Raw genomic sequence first — 13024 nt, 5'->3', positions numbered from 1 at the left:
GAATCCCATGCCGATCCGTCATTGCATCGTCCACCTGATCGACAAAAAGCCCGATGGCAGCCCAGCCGTGCTGCATGCCCGCGACTCTGAACTGAGCGAGTCGACCGCCATCGAAAACCTGCTGGCCGACCTCAACGACAGCTACAACGCCAAACAGGGCAAGGCCTGGGGTTTCTTCCATGCCGAATCCGGGGCGCACCCGTTCAGTGGCTGGCTCAAGGAGTACCTGGACAACGGTACGACCTTCACCGCCTTCAGCCGTGTCGCCGTCGAACACCTGCAGAAGCTGATGGAAGAGTCCAACCTCTCGGTGGGTGGCCATGTGCTGTTTGCCCACTACCAGCAAGGCATGACCGATTACCTGGCCATCGCCCTGCTGCACCACAGTGAAGGCGTGGCGGTTAACGCCGAGCTCGACGTCACCCCGTCGCGCCATCTGGACCTGGGTCAGCTTCACCTGGCTGCACGCATCAACATTTCCGAGTGGCAAAACAACCAGAACTCGAAACAGTACATTTCCTTCATCAAGGGCAAGAACGGCAAGAAAGTCTCGGAATACTTCCGCGACTTCATTGGCTGTCAGGAAGGCGTGGACGGCCCCGGCGAAACCCGCACCCTGCTCAAGGCCTTCAGTGACTTCGTCGAAAGCGAAGACCTGCCCGAGGAAGCCGCCCGAGAGAAAACCCAGACCCTGGTCGATTACGCCACCAGCCAGACCAAAGCCGGTGAGCCGGTAACCCTGGAAGAACTCTCCAGCCTGATCGATGAGGACCGCCCAAAGGCCTTCTACGACCACATCCGCAACAAGGACTATGGCCTGTCACCGGAAATCCCTGCCGACAAGCGCACCTTGAATCAGTTCCGCCGCTTCACCGGTCGAGCCGAAGGCTTGTCGATCAGCTTCGAAGCGCACTTGCTTGGCTCGAAGATCGAATATGACGAGGAAGCCGGAACACTGATCATCAAAGGCTTGCCGACACAGCTGACCGATCAGCTCAAGCGTCGCAAGGACTGACCGCGAGATAGGAGGCGACCAACGCCTCCTTGGCACTTTTGCGCAGCTTCTTCACCAGCCGCTCCTGGCGCAGGGCTTCAGCCTTGTCCGGCCACACCTCGACATACACCAGCGCGACCGCCGGGCTGGTGCTGAAATAGCGAGCGCCCCGCCCCTTCTGATGAGCCTCGAAACGTCGTTGCGGGTTATCACTGATACCGCAGTACAGTGAGCCGTTGGCGGCGCGCACCAGGTAGACGTACCAAGGTTTGCTGGTGGGTTCACAGAGGCTATCGGTCACGGCATATTCGTAAAGAAGACGACAAGGCTCACAGCTTACCGCCTCAGCGGGCAGCCTGAAACGTCCGCAAGCCCTTCAACGCCTGCGCCCTCACCTTACCCTGCAGCCATGGCGTCCACCCCAGCAGCAAACCTTTCATGCCTAACGCCTGGCGCGCCCATTGCCACATTTCGAAACTGTCATGGTGCTCACAGATCTTGCCGTCGCGAAACACGAAGCGAGCCTGTATGTCGTTGATCACGACCCGGCCGGTCTGGTTGAACAGGTAGGTGGCCACCCAGTGAGCGCCACCGCTGCGCTCATCGGCGCGCACATTGTCGAACGTCAGGGAGAAATCCTTGGCGCGAGTCGTCAGCATGCGCCACATATCACCCGCATCCTTGCCCTGCAAAATGCCGAAGGCCGGGTCGCTGAAAAGCACATCGTCGCTGTAGCAGGCCACCATGGCCTCGGCATCCAGCCGCTGAAAGGCCTGATAGAAGCGGGTGATCAGGGCACTGTGGGCATCGCTCATGGGCAGATCCATTACCGAGAAGAGAGTCTGGAACGATAGTCCGGGCCAAGGCCGAAAAGCTACGGACATTTGCACGGCGAATAGCGCGCACCACCTGAAATCAATCGCTGACCGCCAGCGCGGATCAGACCCGCTCGCTGGTCGCGTTCACATATAAGGCGCGCCCGGCCTTGAGGCCGAAGACTATGGCGCTGACACCGAGCACCGCGAAAATCCACCCCACAGCCGTCCACCCGCCCGTCAGGTCATGCACCACACCCACGGCGAAAGGCCCAAGGGACGCCAGGGTGTAACCCACCCCTTGCGCCATGCTCGACAGGTTGGCCGCGACATGGGCATCCCGGGAGCGCAGCACGATCAGGGTCAATGCCAGCGCAAACGCTCCGCCCTGCCCCAAGCCCAAGACCACCGCCCAGCCCCAGAGGCCGTTCAGCGGCGCATAAAGACAACCGAACAACCCCGCCAACGTCATCAGCATGGCCAACACAATGGCCAAGCGCTGGTCCTTGCCCCGGGTGGCCAGCCAAGGCGCGGTCAACGAACTGAGCAGTTGAACAATGACCGAACCGGACAACACCAGGCCTGCCTCGGTCGGGCTGAGGCCTCGCCCGATCAGCACCGACGGGAGCCAACCGAAGACGATGTAGGCCAACGACGACTGCAGCCCCATGTACAAGGTCACCTGCCAGGCCAGCGGATCACGCCACACGCCGCGCACCCGGTAGGCGACGCTATGGGCCGCATGGCCCTGACGTGCCTGAGGCAGCCAGAACAGCGCCGCAACGACCGCTGGCAGCAACCAGAAACCCAGCCCCATCGACCAGCTGTCATCAAAGTAACGGCCAAGCGGCACGGTGGCACCAGCAGCAACTGCAGCGCCGAGGCACAGGGCCATGGTGTAGACGCCGGTGAGCGTACCGGCATGCTTGGCAAAATCACGCTTGACGATACCCGGCAACAAAACGCCGATCACCCCGATGCTGGCGCCGGCCAGTATGCTGCCGACAAACACCCCGAAACTGCCCAGGACGCTGCGCAGGAAAATACCGGCCGCCAGGCACAAGAGTACACCCAGCACGACCCGCTCACTGCCGAAACGCCGCGCCAGCACTGGCGCCAACGGTGCAAACAGGCCCAGGCACAGCACGGGCAAGGTGGTCAGCAAGCCCGCTTGGGAAGCACTCAGCCCAAGGCTCTCAGAGACCTGCCCGAGCACCGGCGCCATGCTCGACAACGCCGGGCGCAGGTTCAGGGCCACCAGCACCAGCCCCAGAAGCAGCAACCAAGGGCGTTGCAATACCACGGGCTGTTGTTGAACCTGCTCATCGTCAGCTTCAGCGTCGATCAGCAATTCGTCGAGCTCCGCTCCACGCGCTTCGCGATCACGGGCAGCAGCGTGTTCAGGGTTCATCCATCGGGCTCCAGCAAAGGGGTTAGACTGCGGTACAAATGCAATCGCCGGCCAGACCAGCTCCAGTGCAATACACATGCGCAAGAGCAAGCCTGGCCGGCGAGAGGGCCCAGCCGATATCAGTTCAACGCGTCGAGCAACGCTTGATTCTGCTCCGGGGTACCGATGGTGATCCGCAGGAACTGTGCGATACGCGCTTGTTTGAAGTGCCGCACGATCACGCCCTGTTCACGCAGACGGGCAGCCAGGCCGGCTGCATCCTGCTCAGGGTGACGGGCAAAGATAAAGTTCGCCGCCGACGGCAACACTTCAAAACCGCGCGCGGTGAGCTCGGCCACCAAATGTTCGCGGCTGTCGATAACCTTGCGGCAGGTCTCGTCAAAGTAAGCCTTGTCCTGGAACGCCGCCGCAGCCCCGACAATGGCCATGCGGTCGAGCGGGTAGGAGTTGAAGCTGTTCTTGATCCGCTCCAGCGCCTCGATCAGGTCTGGATGACCGACCGCCAGGCCCACACGCAAGCCGGCCAGCGAACGCGACTTGGACAGGGTCTGGGTGACCAGCAGGTTCGGATAACGGTCAACCAGGCTGATCGCCGTTTGCCCACCGAAGTCGATATAGGCCTCGTCGACCACCACCACGGAATCCGGGTTGGCCTTGAGCAATTGCTCAATGGCGTCCAGGGCCAGCAGGCAGCCAGTTGGCGCGTTGGGGTTCGGGAAGATGATCCCGGCATTCGCTCGTTGATAATCCTCGACGCGAATCTGGAACTGCTCATCCAGCGCTACCGCCTCGTACGGAATACCGTAAAGGCCGCAGTAAACCGGATAGAAGCTGTAGCTGATGTCCGGGAACAACAGCGGCGCGTCATGCTGGAACAGGCCGTGGAAGATGTGCGCCAGCACTTCATCGGAACCGTTACCCAGGAACACCTGGTTACCCTGCACACCGTAGTACTCGGCCACTGCCTGCTTGAGCAGATCGCTGTTCGGGTCGGGGTACAGACGCAGGTTGTCATTCAACTCGGCGCGCATGGCCTCAAGGGCTTTCGGCGAGGGCCCATAGGGGTTCTCGTTGGTGTTGAGCTTCACCAGTTTGGCCAGTTTCGGCTGCTCACCCGGCACGTAAGGCACCAGGTCCTTGACGAAGGGGCTCCAGAATTTACTCATGTTCAGTTCCCCTCATTGTCGGCAATGATGCGGTATTCGGCGCTGCGCGCGTGAGCACTGAGCGATTCGCCACGGGCCAGGACCGAAGCAGTCTTGCCCAGTTCGGAAGCGCCTTGTTCGGAGCAGAAGATGATCGAGGAACGCTTCTGGAAGTCATACACCCCCAGCGGCGAGGAAAAGCGCGCCGTGCCGGAAGTCGGCAAGACGTGATTCGGCCCGGCGCAGTAGTCGCCTAGCGCCTCGCTGGTGTGACGGCCCATGAAGATGGCCCCGGCGTGGCGGATCTGCGGCAGCCAGGCCTGCGGGTCGGCAACCGACAGCTCCAGGTGCTCGGGGGCAATACGGTTGGCCACCTCGATAGCCTGCTGCATGTCGCGCACCTGGATCAGGGCGCCACGGCCATTGATCGAGGTCTTGATGATCTCGGCACGGTCCATGGTCGGCAACAGCTTGTCGATGCTCGCAGCGACGCGATCAAGGAACGCCGCGTCCGGGCTGACCAGAATGGCCTGGGCATCTTCGTCATGCTCGGCCTGGGAGAACAGGTCCATCGCGATCCAGTCCGGATCGGTCAGGCCATCGCACACCACCAGGATTTCCGAAGGACCGGCAATCATGTCGATCCCCACCTGGCCGAACACATGGCGCTTGGCGGTTGCGACGTAGATGTTGCCCGGCCCTACCACCTTGTCGACCTGCGGCACGCTTTCGGTGCCATAGGCCAGTGCTGCAACGGCCTGGGCGCCACCAATAGTGAAGACGCGATCAACGCCAGCGATGCAGGCAGCAGCCAGTACCAGTTCATTGACCTCGCCACGCGGAGTCGGCACGACCATCACCACCTCGGCAACCCCGGCGACCTTGGCCGGAATGGCGTTCATCAGCACTGACGACGGGTAGGAGGCCTTGCCGCCGGGTACGTACAAGCCAGCACGGTCCAACGGCGTGACTTTCTGACCCAACACGGTGCCATCGGCCTCGGTGTAGGTCCAGGAGTCCTGCTTCTGTTTCTCGTGGTAGCTGCGTACCCGCGCAGCAGCCTTTTCCAGTGCTTCGCGCTGGGCGACAGTGATTCGGCTCAAGGCCAGTTCCAGGCGCTCGCGACCGAGAATCAGGTCGCTCATCGAGGTGGCTTCAACCCCATCAAAACGCTGGGTGAACTCCACCAGTGCGGCATCACCGCGCTCACGCACGGCCTTGATGATGTCCAGCACGCGCTGATTGACCGTGTCGTCGGACACACTTTCCCAGCTCAGCAGATGATCCAGATGTCGGGCGAAATCCGGGTCAGCGGCATTGAGTCGGGCAATAGCAGTGGACGTGGTCATAGCGAGGGCCTCAATAATTGGCGGATGCTCAGGCGCCCTTAACGTAGCAGCCGATCCGCGAGGGCACCTGAAAAAGTTGGCTATGACGCGGATAGACGGGCGCGACAGCAAAGGTCGCGCGCAGGTATCAACCGCGGTGTCGCGATTCCACGGCCTGACGCAGGGTATCGATCAGGCTTTGAATACGCGCATGCTGCATCTTCATGGACGCTTTGTTGACCACCAGGCGGGAGCTGATGGTCGCGATCAGATCCTGGGGCTCCAGGCCGTTTGCCCGCAGGGTATTACCGGTATCGACGACGTCGATGATCTTGTCAGCCAGGCCAATCAAAGGCGCCAGCTCCATCGAGCCATAGAGCTTGATGATATCGACCTGACGGCCCTGCTCGGCATAGTAGCGCTTGGCAACGTTGACGAACTTGGTCGCCACCCGCAGACGGCCTTTGGGTTCGGCAGCACCGACTGCGCCAGCGGTCATCAGCTTGCACTTGGCAATCTGCAGATCCAGTGGCTCGTAAAGGCCCTGACCACCGTACTCCATCAACACGTCCTTGCCAGCCACACCCAGATCGGCGGCACCATGCTCGACATACGTCGGCACGTCGGTGGCCCGCACGATCAGCAGGCGTACATCGGCCTGGGTCGTCGGGATGATCAGTTTGCGGCTCTTGTCCGGATTCTCGGTCGGGACAATGCCCGCCTCTGCCAGCAACGGCAGGGTATCGTCAAGAATACGGCCCTTGGACAGCGCGATGGTCAACATGAAACGTCGGTCCTTATGCGGCATGTGCCCGTCGAGCCGCACAGCAGGCTCGACAGCATTCAATTCGGTCCAGCAATGTGTGGCGCGTCCTTGCGCCGCAGGCAGACTAGCCCGGTACGCGACGGATCTTCGCGCCCAGCATCTGCAGTTTTTCCTCGATGCACTCATAACCACGGTCGATGTGGTAGATGCGGTCGATCAGGGTATCACCTTCGGCAACCAGCGCCGACAGCACCAGGCTGGCCGAAGCCCGCAGGTCAGTCGCCATCACTGGCGCGCCTTTGAGGGTCTTGGTCCCGGTAACGATGGCCGTGTTGCCTTCGACCTGGATCAAGGCGCCCATGCGGTGCATCTCGTACACGTGCATGAAACGGTTCTCAAAGATCGTCTCGATCACCGCGCCAGTGCCTTCGGCGATGGCGTTGAGGGAGATGAACTGCGCCTGCATGTCCGTCGGGAACGCCGGGTATGGGGCGGTGCGCAGGTTCACGGCTTTAGGCCGCTTGCCGTGCATGTCCAGCTCGATCCAGTCTTCACCCGTGGTGATTTCGGCACCGGCTTCCTTGAGTTTCTCAAGAACCGCTTCGAGGATGGTTGGATCGGTGTCCTTGACCTTGACGCGACCACCGGTAATGGCGGCAGCCACCAGGTAGGTACCGGTCTCGATACGGTCAGGCATGACGCGGTAGGTCGCCGAACCCAGGCGCTCGACACCATCGATGGTGATGGTATCGGTGCCAGCGCCCTGAACCTTGCCGCCCATGGCGTTGATGAAGTTGGCCAGGTCGACCACTTCCGGCTCACGCGCGGCGTTTTGCAGTACGCTGCGGCCTTTGGCCAGCGCCGCCGCCATCATGATGTTCTCGGTACCGGTCACACTGACGGTATCGAAGAAGAAGTGCGCACCACGCAAGCCACCTTCAGGTGCCTTGGCCTTGATGTAACCACCCTCGACTTCGATCTTCGCGCCCATGGCTTCAAGGCCACGAATGTGCAGGTCGACAGGACGTGAACCGATGGCGCAACCGCCAGGCAGGGCCACTTCAGCCTCGCCAAAGCGCGCGACCATCGGGCCGAGTACCAGGATCGAGGCGCGCATGGTTTTCACCAGCTCGTAAGGCGCGATCAGCGTCTTGATGCTGCGCGGGTCAATTTCCACCGAAAGCTTTTCATCGATGACAGGCTCAATGCCCATACGTCCGAACAGCTCGATCATGGTGGTGATGTCGTGCAGGTGTGGCAGGTTGCCAACCGTCACAGGGCCGTCAGCCAACAAGGTGGCAGCCAGAATCGGCAGGGCGGCGTTCTTCGCCCCGGAAATGCGGATTTCGCCATCAAGACGAGAACCGCCAGTAATAATCAGTTTATCCATTTGAGTCTCGCGCCAATTGGCTCAGGTGCGCTCAGCCCAGGCTGCGCTGCTGAAAAATTTCATGGTTACCGCATGGATGCTGCCATCGGCGATCCACGGGTTCAGGTGAGCATAGATCGCTTGCTGACGTTTGACCGGGCTCAGGGCCGCCAACTCGTCGCTGATCAGATTCAACTGGAAGTTGCAGCCTTCGCCTTCAACTTCGACCCGGGTTCCCGGCAACTTTTCTTCAAGGAAGCTCTTAACTTCTACGGCCTGCATGCTCAACCTCAATCGGCGCCCTGTGTGCGCGGGTCGGCCATCATACAAAAAAGCCCCTCGCCTGCGAACCCCGTAAACGAGGACTCTGACCGAGGGGCCGCTAGACGGGGGCCGATTATCGGCCCGCCAACAGTTCGGCGAGGCCATAGACCTCGGCGATTTCGCGCATATCCTGGGGCATTGCGCGCACTTCGACGGTTTTCCCGCTTGCACTGGCATCACGCATGAAAGCCAGTAACAGGGAAAGGCCTACACTACTCGACTTCTCCACCGCCGAGCAGTCGAGCACCAGCGCGGGCGCCTTCTCGGAAGCGATCAGCACCTTACCTTCCTTGCGCAAGGTCGGGCCCGTGCGGTAATCCAGAACACCCGAAAGGCTCAGGACACCGGCCTCACCCCACTGAACAGAGGCACTGCTCATTGCGTCTGCTTCTCGGTGGACTGCTCCGCCGTTTCCTTGGCCTTGGCGACTTCGCCAGCCCAACCATCGATGGTTTTGTCCAGGTTGTTACCGTTACGCTGCATGGCATCGGCAAACTGGTCACGGAACAACTTGCCGATGTTGATGCCATTGACGATCACATTGCGCACTTTCCAGACGCCATCGATCTTCTCCAACGTGTAGGAAACCGGATAGATCGCGCCGTTGTTACCCGTGACCTTCATGTCAACGCTGGTCCGATCGCCGCTTTCATCCTTGGCCGGGCTGACCGTAATACCCTGGTTGTTGTACTCCAGCAGGGCGTTGCCGTAGAACTGCATCAAGCTACGCTTGAAGTTCTCCTGAAAGCGCGTCATCTGCTCAGGCGTGGCCTTGCGCGAATACTTAACGGTCATGATGCTGCGCGAGATGCCATCGGCATCCACTACCGGCCCGAGGATACGGTTGAGGGCGTCGTAGAAGGCGCTTGGGTTGGCCTTGTACTGCTCTTTATTCGACTTCAGGTCGGACAGCAGTTCATTGGTCGTGCCCTGGATAAGGTCATGAGCCGACGGGGCCACTGCCGCGCCCGCAAACATTGGCAGTGCCGCCAGCAACACCAGCAGGCCGCGTCGCAGAATAGAGATCATAGAAACTCCTTATTTGGCTTCTTTGCCAACACTGTTGAGCAGGAACTTGCCGATCAGGTCCTCAAGCACCAATGACGACTGGGTGTCATGGATGACGCCGCCATCCTTCAACACCGTCTCATCGCCACCGACACTGATACCCACGTACTTTTCACCCAGCAACCCCGCGGTCAGGATCGATGCCGTGGAGTCCGAAGGCAGATTGTCCAGGCGTTTTTCCAGTTCCATGGTCACGCGACCGGTGAAGCTGTCGCGGTCGAGGTCGATGGCCGTGACCCGACCGATGGTGACACCGGCCATGGTCACTTTGGATCTGACCGTCAAACCGGCGATATTGTCGAAGTTGGCATAAAGTTTATAGGTATCGCTGCTCGGGCTGGCAGACAGGCCGCTGACACGCAGTGCCAGCAGAAGCAGCGCCAGGATCCCGGCCAGGAGGAACAGGCCGACACCGATTTCCAGGGTGCGGTTTTGCATCAGAAATCTCCAAACATCAAGGCGGTCAGAATAAAGTCCAGACCCAGGACTGCCAACGAGGCATAGACCACGGTCTTGGTAGTGGCACGGCTGATCCCCTCTGAGGTGGGTTCACAGTCATAGCCTTGGAATACGGCGATCCAGGTGACGACAAAGGCAAATACCAGGCTCTTGATGATCCCGTTAAGCACATCATCGGTGAAGGACACACTGTTTTGCATGTTGGACCAGAAAGAGCCTTCATAGACCCCCAGCCAGTCAACCGCGACCCAGGACCCACCCCAGATACCCACCACACTGAAAATCATTGCCAGCAGCGGCAGGGAAATGAAGCCTGCCCACAGGCGTGGGGCAACGATGTACTTGAGCGGATCGACACCGATCATCTCAAGACTGGACAGTTGCTCGGTGGACTTCATGTTGCCGATTTCAGCGGTCAATGCAGAACCGGCCCGCCCGGCGAACAGCAGCGCGGTCACCACCGGGCCAAGCTCACGCAGCAAGGTCAAGGCAATCATCTGCCCTACTGCCTGTTCCGAGCCATAGCTGCTCAGGATATTGAAGCCCTGCAACGACAGCACCATGCCGATGAAAATACCGGAAACCACGATGATCGCCAGCGACAACACGCCGACCGAGTAGAGCTGCTTGATCAGCAACTGAAAGCTGCCGCCAATACCGCCACGCCCAATCAACGCATGTAACAGGAACAGCCAGGAGCGACCCAGCACGGCGAGCACATCAATGGCCGAACGACCGAAAAGACGAATACGCTCAAGTAACGATTTTCTGCGCATCTAACGCTTCCCCAGCAAATCGGCGCGGTAGTCAGGCGCAGGAAAATGGAAGGGCACCGGGCCGTCCGGATCGCCTTTCATGAACTGACGGATACGGGGGTTATCGGAGCTCATCAGCTCCTGCGGCGTACCTTGCCCCAATACCTGCCCATCACCCACCACATAGAGGTAGTCGGCAATGCTGGCGGTTTCCGCCAGGTCATGCGAAACGACGATACTGGTGATACCCAGGGCATCGTTGAGCAGGCGGATCAAGCGTACCAACACGCCCATTGCGATCGGATCCTGACCAACGAAGGGTTCGTCGTACATGAGGATTTGCGGGTCCAGGGCAATTGCACGGGCCAGCGCCACACGGCGCTTCATGCCGCCTGACAGCTCGTCGGGCATCAGCTCGAAGGCACCGCGCAAGCCCACCGCCTGCAACTTCATCAGCACGATGTCGCGAATCATCTCATCAGACAATTGCGTATGAACGCGCAGGGGAAAGGCGACGTTCTCGAACACGTCGAGATCCGTGAACAAGGCGCCACTCTGGAACAGCACGCCCATCTGCTTGCGTGCATCGAACAGGTCGCTTCGTGACAGGGTCGGCAAATTCTGCCCCGCCACCCAGACTTCGCCGCTGGCCGGTCGCAGCTGCGCACCAATCAGCCGCAGCAGCGTGGTCTTGCCACACCCGGATGGCCCCATGATGCCGGTGACCTTGCCTCGGGGAATGCGTATATCGACATTATTGAAGATACTGCGCGAACCGCGCTTGAAGGTTACGCCCTTCAACTCGACCGCGTAGGCGTTATCAACGCTCATCTAAACTCCTTGCGATGCAGCCTTCTCACTCAGACGTCCACCTCCTTCATGGAGGCACGCACGCCCTGAGCGGGCCGAACTGGCGGCGAACTATAGCACCGCAGACAGGGCCGCCCCAAGGCCATCGCAGCGCTTGCGCAGACTTCCTTGAGCCAAAAATGAACGACTGACACGCCACTGACAGCGATTCGCAGGTGAGGCTTTCGCGCATTCCCGCTATAATCGCCGCCTTTTCATCAGGCAATCCGATTTTCCACATGAGCCAATCCAGCGACCTGATCCAATCCGCACAACGCACCATCCGCCTCGAACTTGAAGCGGTAGAAGGCCTGCTTGCCCATATCGACGCTGATTTCGTCAAGGCCTGCGAGCTGATCCAGGCCAGCAAAGGCCGGGTCGTGGTAGTCGGCATGGGCAAGTCGGGGCACATCGGCAACAAGATCGCCGCAACCCTGGCCAGTACCGGCACACCGGCGTTCTTTGTCCACCCTGCCGAAGCCAGCCATGGCGACATGGGCATGATCACCCGTGACGATATTATCCTGGCGTTGTCGAACTCCGGTTCAACCGCTGAAATCGTGACCCTGCTGCCGCTGATCAAACGCCTGGGCATTCAACTCATCAGCCTCACCGGCAACCCGGATTCGCCACTGGCCAAAGCCGCCGAAGTCAACCTTGACGCCCGCGTGCAACAGGAAGCCTGCCCGCTTAACCTGGCGCCAACCTCCTCGACCACCGCAGCCCTGGTGCTGGGCGATGCACTGGCCATTGCCCTGCTGGAAGCGCGTGGCTTCACCGCAGAGGACTTCGCGTTCTCGCACCCCGGCGGCGCACTGGGCCGACGCCTGCTGCTGAAAGTCGAAAACGTCATGCACGCCGGCGCCGAGCTGCCCCAGGTTGCCCGCGGCACCCTGCTCAAGGATGCCCTGATGGAAATGACCCGCAAGGGCCTGGGCATGACCGTGGTACTGGAAGCCGACGGCCGTCTGGCCGGGATCTTCACTGACGGCGACCTGCGCCGCACGCTCGACCGCAACATCGACCTGCACAAGGCGCGAATCGAAGACGTGATGACACCGCACGGCAAAACCGCCCGCGCCGAAATGCTCGCCGCCGAGGCCTTGAAAATCATGGAAGACCACAAGATCAACGCCCTGGTCGTCGTAGACACGGACGATCACCCGGTAGGCGCACTGAACATGCACGACCTGCTGCGTGCGGGAGTAATGTAATGCAAACCGATCTGCTGCAGCGCGGCAAGGCCATCAAACTGGCCGTTTTTGATGTTGATGGCGTCCTCACCGACGGTCGCCTGTATTTCCTCGAAGATGGCAGCGAGTTCAAGACCTTCAACACCCTGGACGGTCAAGGCATCAAAATGCTCATGGCCTCGGGTGTGACCACCGCGATCATCAGCGGTCGCAAGACACCGGTGGTCGAACGCCGAGCGAAAAACCTCGGCATCCCGCACCTGTACCAAGGGCGTGAAGATAAATTGGTCGTACTGGACGAACTTCTCGGCCAGCTCGGCCTAGACTATGAACAGGTTGCCTACCTGGGCGACGATCTACCGGACCTGCCCGTCATCCGCCGGGTTGGCTTGGGCATGGCCGTGGCCAACGCCGCGGCCTTCGTACGCGAACACGCTGATGGCGTTACCCTCGCACGCGGTGGCGAAGGTGCCGCTCGCGAATTCTGCGAGTTGATCCTGCGAGCCCAAGGCAACCTCGATGCGGCAAACGCCAACTATCTGTAGGGC

The 13024-nt window shown here is 60.5% G+C and carries 16 protein-coding genes; 3 read left to right on the top strand and 13 right to left on the bottom strand.

Annotated features, from left to right (window positions below):
* Positions 1-7: 7 nt before the first annotated feature.
* Entirely contained in the window at positions 8-1015 is a 1008-nt protein-coding gene (gene yejK, locus AB7M23_RS10940) for a nucleoid-associated protein YejK (protein ID WP_065760913.1), read from the top strand.
* On the opposite strand, the gene AB7M23_RS10935 is transcribed toward yejK, so the two are convergent.
* The 13 genes from AB7M23_RS10935 to AB7M23_RS10875 form a co-directional block, all read right to left on the bottom strand.
* Positions 996-1295, bottom strand: a complete 300-nt coding sequence (locus AB7M23_RS10935; protein WP_065760914.1) for a GIY-YIG nuclease family protein — start codon at positions 1293-1295, stop codon at positions 996-998. The two genes, yejK and AB7M23_RS10935, sit on opposite strands and share 20 nt — an antisense overlap.
* A gap of 43 nt (positions 1296-1338) precedes the next feature.
* A complete protein-coding gene (locus AB7M23_RS10930; RefSeq protein ID WP_065760915.1) occupies positions 1339-1809 on the bottom strand; it encodes a nuclear transport factor 2 family protein in 471 nt (156 codons plus the stop codon).
* A 124-nt stretch (positions 1810-1933) separates the two neighbouring features.
* Entirely contained in the window at positions 1934-3220 is a 1287-nt protein-coding gene (locus AB7M23_RS10925; protein WP_454240820.1) for a CynX/NimT family MFS transporter, read from the bottom strand.
* Positions 3221-3339: 119 nt separating this feature from the next.
* Positions 3340-4386, bottom strand: a complete 1047-nt coding sequence (gene hisC / locus AB7M23_RS10920; protein ID WP_065760917.1) for a histidinol-phosphate transaminase — start codon at positions 4384-4386, stop codon at positions 3340-3342.
* A 2-nt stretch (positions 4387-4388) separates the two neighbouring features.
* Complete coding sequence (gene hisD / locus AB7M23_RS10915) at positions 4389-5714, bottom strand: histidinol dehydrogenase (RefSeq protein WP_065760918.1); 1326 nt, start codon at positions 5712-5714, stop codon at positions 4389-4391.
* Between the two features lie 127 nt (positions 5715-5841).
* Positions 5842-6477 carry an ATP phosphoribosyltransferase gene (gene hisG, locus AB7M23_RS10910; RefSeq protein ID WP_454240819.1) on the bottom strand — a complete coding sequence of 212 codons (636 nt, stop codon included), beginning with the start codon at positions 6475-6477 and terminating at the stop codon, positions 5842-5844.
* A 106-nt stretch (positions 6478-6583) separates the two neighbouring features.
* Complete coding sequence (murA, locus tag AB7M23_RS10905) at positions 6584-7849, bottom strand: UDP-N-acetylglucosamine 1-carboxyvinyltransferase (protein WP_065760920.1); 1266 nt, start codon at positions 7847-7849, stop codon at positions 6584-6586.
* Positions 7850-7870: 21 nt separating this feature from the next.
* Positions 7871-8110 carry a BolA family protein gene (locus tag AB7M23_RS10900; protein ID WP_065760921.1) on the bottom strand — a complete coding sequence of 80 codons (240 nt, stop codon included), beginning with the start codon at positions 8108-8110 and terminating at the stop codon, positions 7871-7873.
* A 115-nt stretch (positions 8111-8225) separates the two neighbouring features.
* Positions 8226-8531 carry an STAS domain-containing protein gene (locus tag AB7M23_RS10895; protein WP_454240818.1) on the bottom strand — a complete coding sequence of 102 codons (306 nt, stop codon included), beginning with the start codon at positions 8529-8531 and terminating at the stop codon, positions 8226-8228.
* On the bottom strand, positions 8528-9181 hold the full coding sequence (locus AB7M23_RS10890) for an MlaC/ttg2D family ABC transporter substrate-binding protein (RefSeq protein ID WP_454240817.1): 654 nt from the start codon (positions 9179-9181) through the stop codon (positions 8528-8530). Before AB7M23_RS10890 ends, AB7M23_RS10895 begins: the two co-directional genes overlap by 4 nt.
* Positions 9182-9190: 9 nt before the next feature.
* A complete protein-coding gene (gene mlaD / locus AB7M23_RS10885) occupies positions 9191-9658 on the bottom strand; it encodes an outer membrane lipid asymmetry maintenance protein MlaD (RefSeq protein ID WP_065760924.1) in 468 nt (155 codons plus the stop codon).
* Positions 9658-10455 (bottom strand): lipid asymmetry maintenance ABC transporter permease subunit MlaE, encoded by a 798-nt coding sequence (gene mlaE, locus AB7M23_RS10880; protein WP_065760925.1) that lies wholly within the window; start codon positions 10453-10455, stop codon positions 9658-9660. The genes mlaD and mlaE overlap by 1 nt, the downstream gene beginning before the upstream one ends.
* Entirely contained in the window at positions 10456-11265 is an 810-nt protein-coding gene (locus tag AB7M23_RS10875; RefSeq protein WP_065760926.1) for an ATP-binding cassette domain-containing protein, read from the bottom strand.
* 257 nt (positions 11266-11522) lie between these two features.
* On the opposite strand from AB7M23_RS10875, the gene AB7M23_RS10870 reads away from it, so the two are divergent.
* Positions 11523-12497: a KpsF/GutQ family sugar-phosphate isomerase gene (locus tag AB7M23_RS10870; protein WP_065760927.1), complete on the top strand. Its 975-nt coding sequence runs from the start codon at positions 11523-11525 to the stop codon at positions 12495-12497.
* Positions 12497-13021, top strand: a complete 525-nt coding sequence (locus tag AB7M23_RS10865; RefSeq protein WP_065760928.1) for a KdsC family phosphatase — start codon at positions 12497-12499, stop codon at positions 13019-13021. Before AB7M23_RS10870 ends, AB7M23_RS10865 begins: the two co-directional genes overlap by 1 nt.
* Positions 13022-13024 lie beyond the last annotated feature (3 nt).

The organism is Pseudomonas sp. HLS-6 TE3448, assembly GCF_053629555.1.
Note: the sequence above shows the minus strand (reverse complement) of the source record. Positions and strands in the feature narration are given on the sequence as shown.

Bases quoted from the DNA above. Each gene is read 5' to 3' on its own strand.
- yejK (WP_065760913.1), top strand. From the start codon at position 8: ATGCCGATCCGTCATTGCATCGTCCACCTGATCGACAAAAAGCCCGAT.
- AB7M23_RS10930 (WP_065760915.1), bottom strand. From the start codon at position 1,809: ATGAGCGATGCCCACAGTGCCCTGATCACCCGCTTCTATCAGGCCTTT.
- AB7M23_RS10925 (WP_454240820.1), bottom strand. From the start codon at position 3,220: ATGAACCCTGAACACGCTGCTGCCCGTGATCGCGAAGCGCGTGGAGCG.
- hisC (WP_065760917.1), bottom strand. From the start codon at position 4,386: ATGAGTAAATTCTGGAGCCCCTTCGTCAAGGACCTGGTGCCTTACGTG.
- hisD (WP_065760918.1), bottom strand. From the start codon at position 5,714: ATGACCACGTCCACTGCTATTGCCCGACTCAATGCCGCTGACCCGGAT.
- hisG (WP_454240819.1), bottom strand. From the start codon at position 6,477: ATGTTGACCATCGCGCTGTCCAAGGGCCGTATTCTTGACGATACCCTG.
- murA (WP_065760920.1), bottom strand. From the start codon at position 7,849: ATGGATAAACTGATTATTACTGGCGGTTCTCGTCTTGATGGCGAAATC.
- AB7M23_RS10900 (WP_065760921.1), bottom strand. From the start codon at position 8,110: ATGCAGGCCGTAGAAGTTAAGAGCTTCCTTGAAGAAAAGTTGCCGGGA.
- AB7M23_RS10895 (WP_454240818.1), bottom strand. From the start codon at position 8,531: ATGAGCAGTGCCTCTGTTCAGTGGGGTGAGGCCGGTGTCCTGAGCCTT.
- AB7M23_RS10890 (WP_454240817.1), bottom strand. From the start codon at position 9,181: ATGATCTCTATTCTGCGACGCGGCCTGCTGGTGTTGCTGGCGGCACTG.
- mlaD (WP_065760924.1), bottom strand. From the start codon at position 9,658: ATGCAAAACCGCACCCTGGAAATCGGTGTCGGCCTGTTCCTCCTGGCC.
- mlaE (WP_065760925.1), bottom strand. From the start codon at position 10,455: ATGCGCAGAAAATCGTTACTTGAGCGTATTCGTCTTTTCGGTCGTTCG.
- AB7M23_RS10875 (WP_065760926.1), bottom strand. From the start codon at position 11,265: ATGAGCGTTGATAACGCCTACGCGGTCGAGTTGAAGGGCGTAACCTTC.
- AB7M23_RS10870 (WP_065760927.1), top strand. From the start codon at position 11,523: ATGAGCCAATCCAGCGACCTGATCCAATCCGCACAACGCACCATCCGC.
- AB7M23_RS10865 (WP_065760928.1), top strand. From the start codon at position 12,497: ATGCAAACCGATCTGCTGCAGCGCGGCAAGGCCATCAAACTGGCCGTT.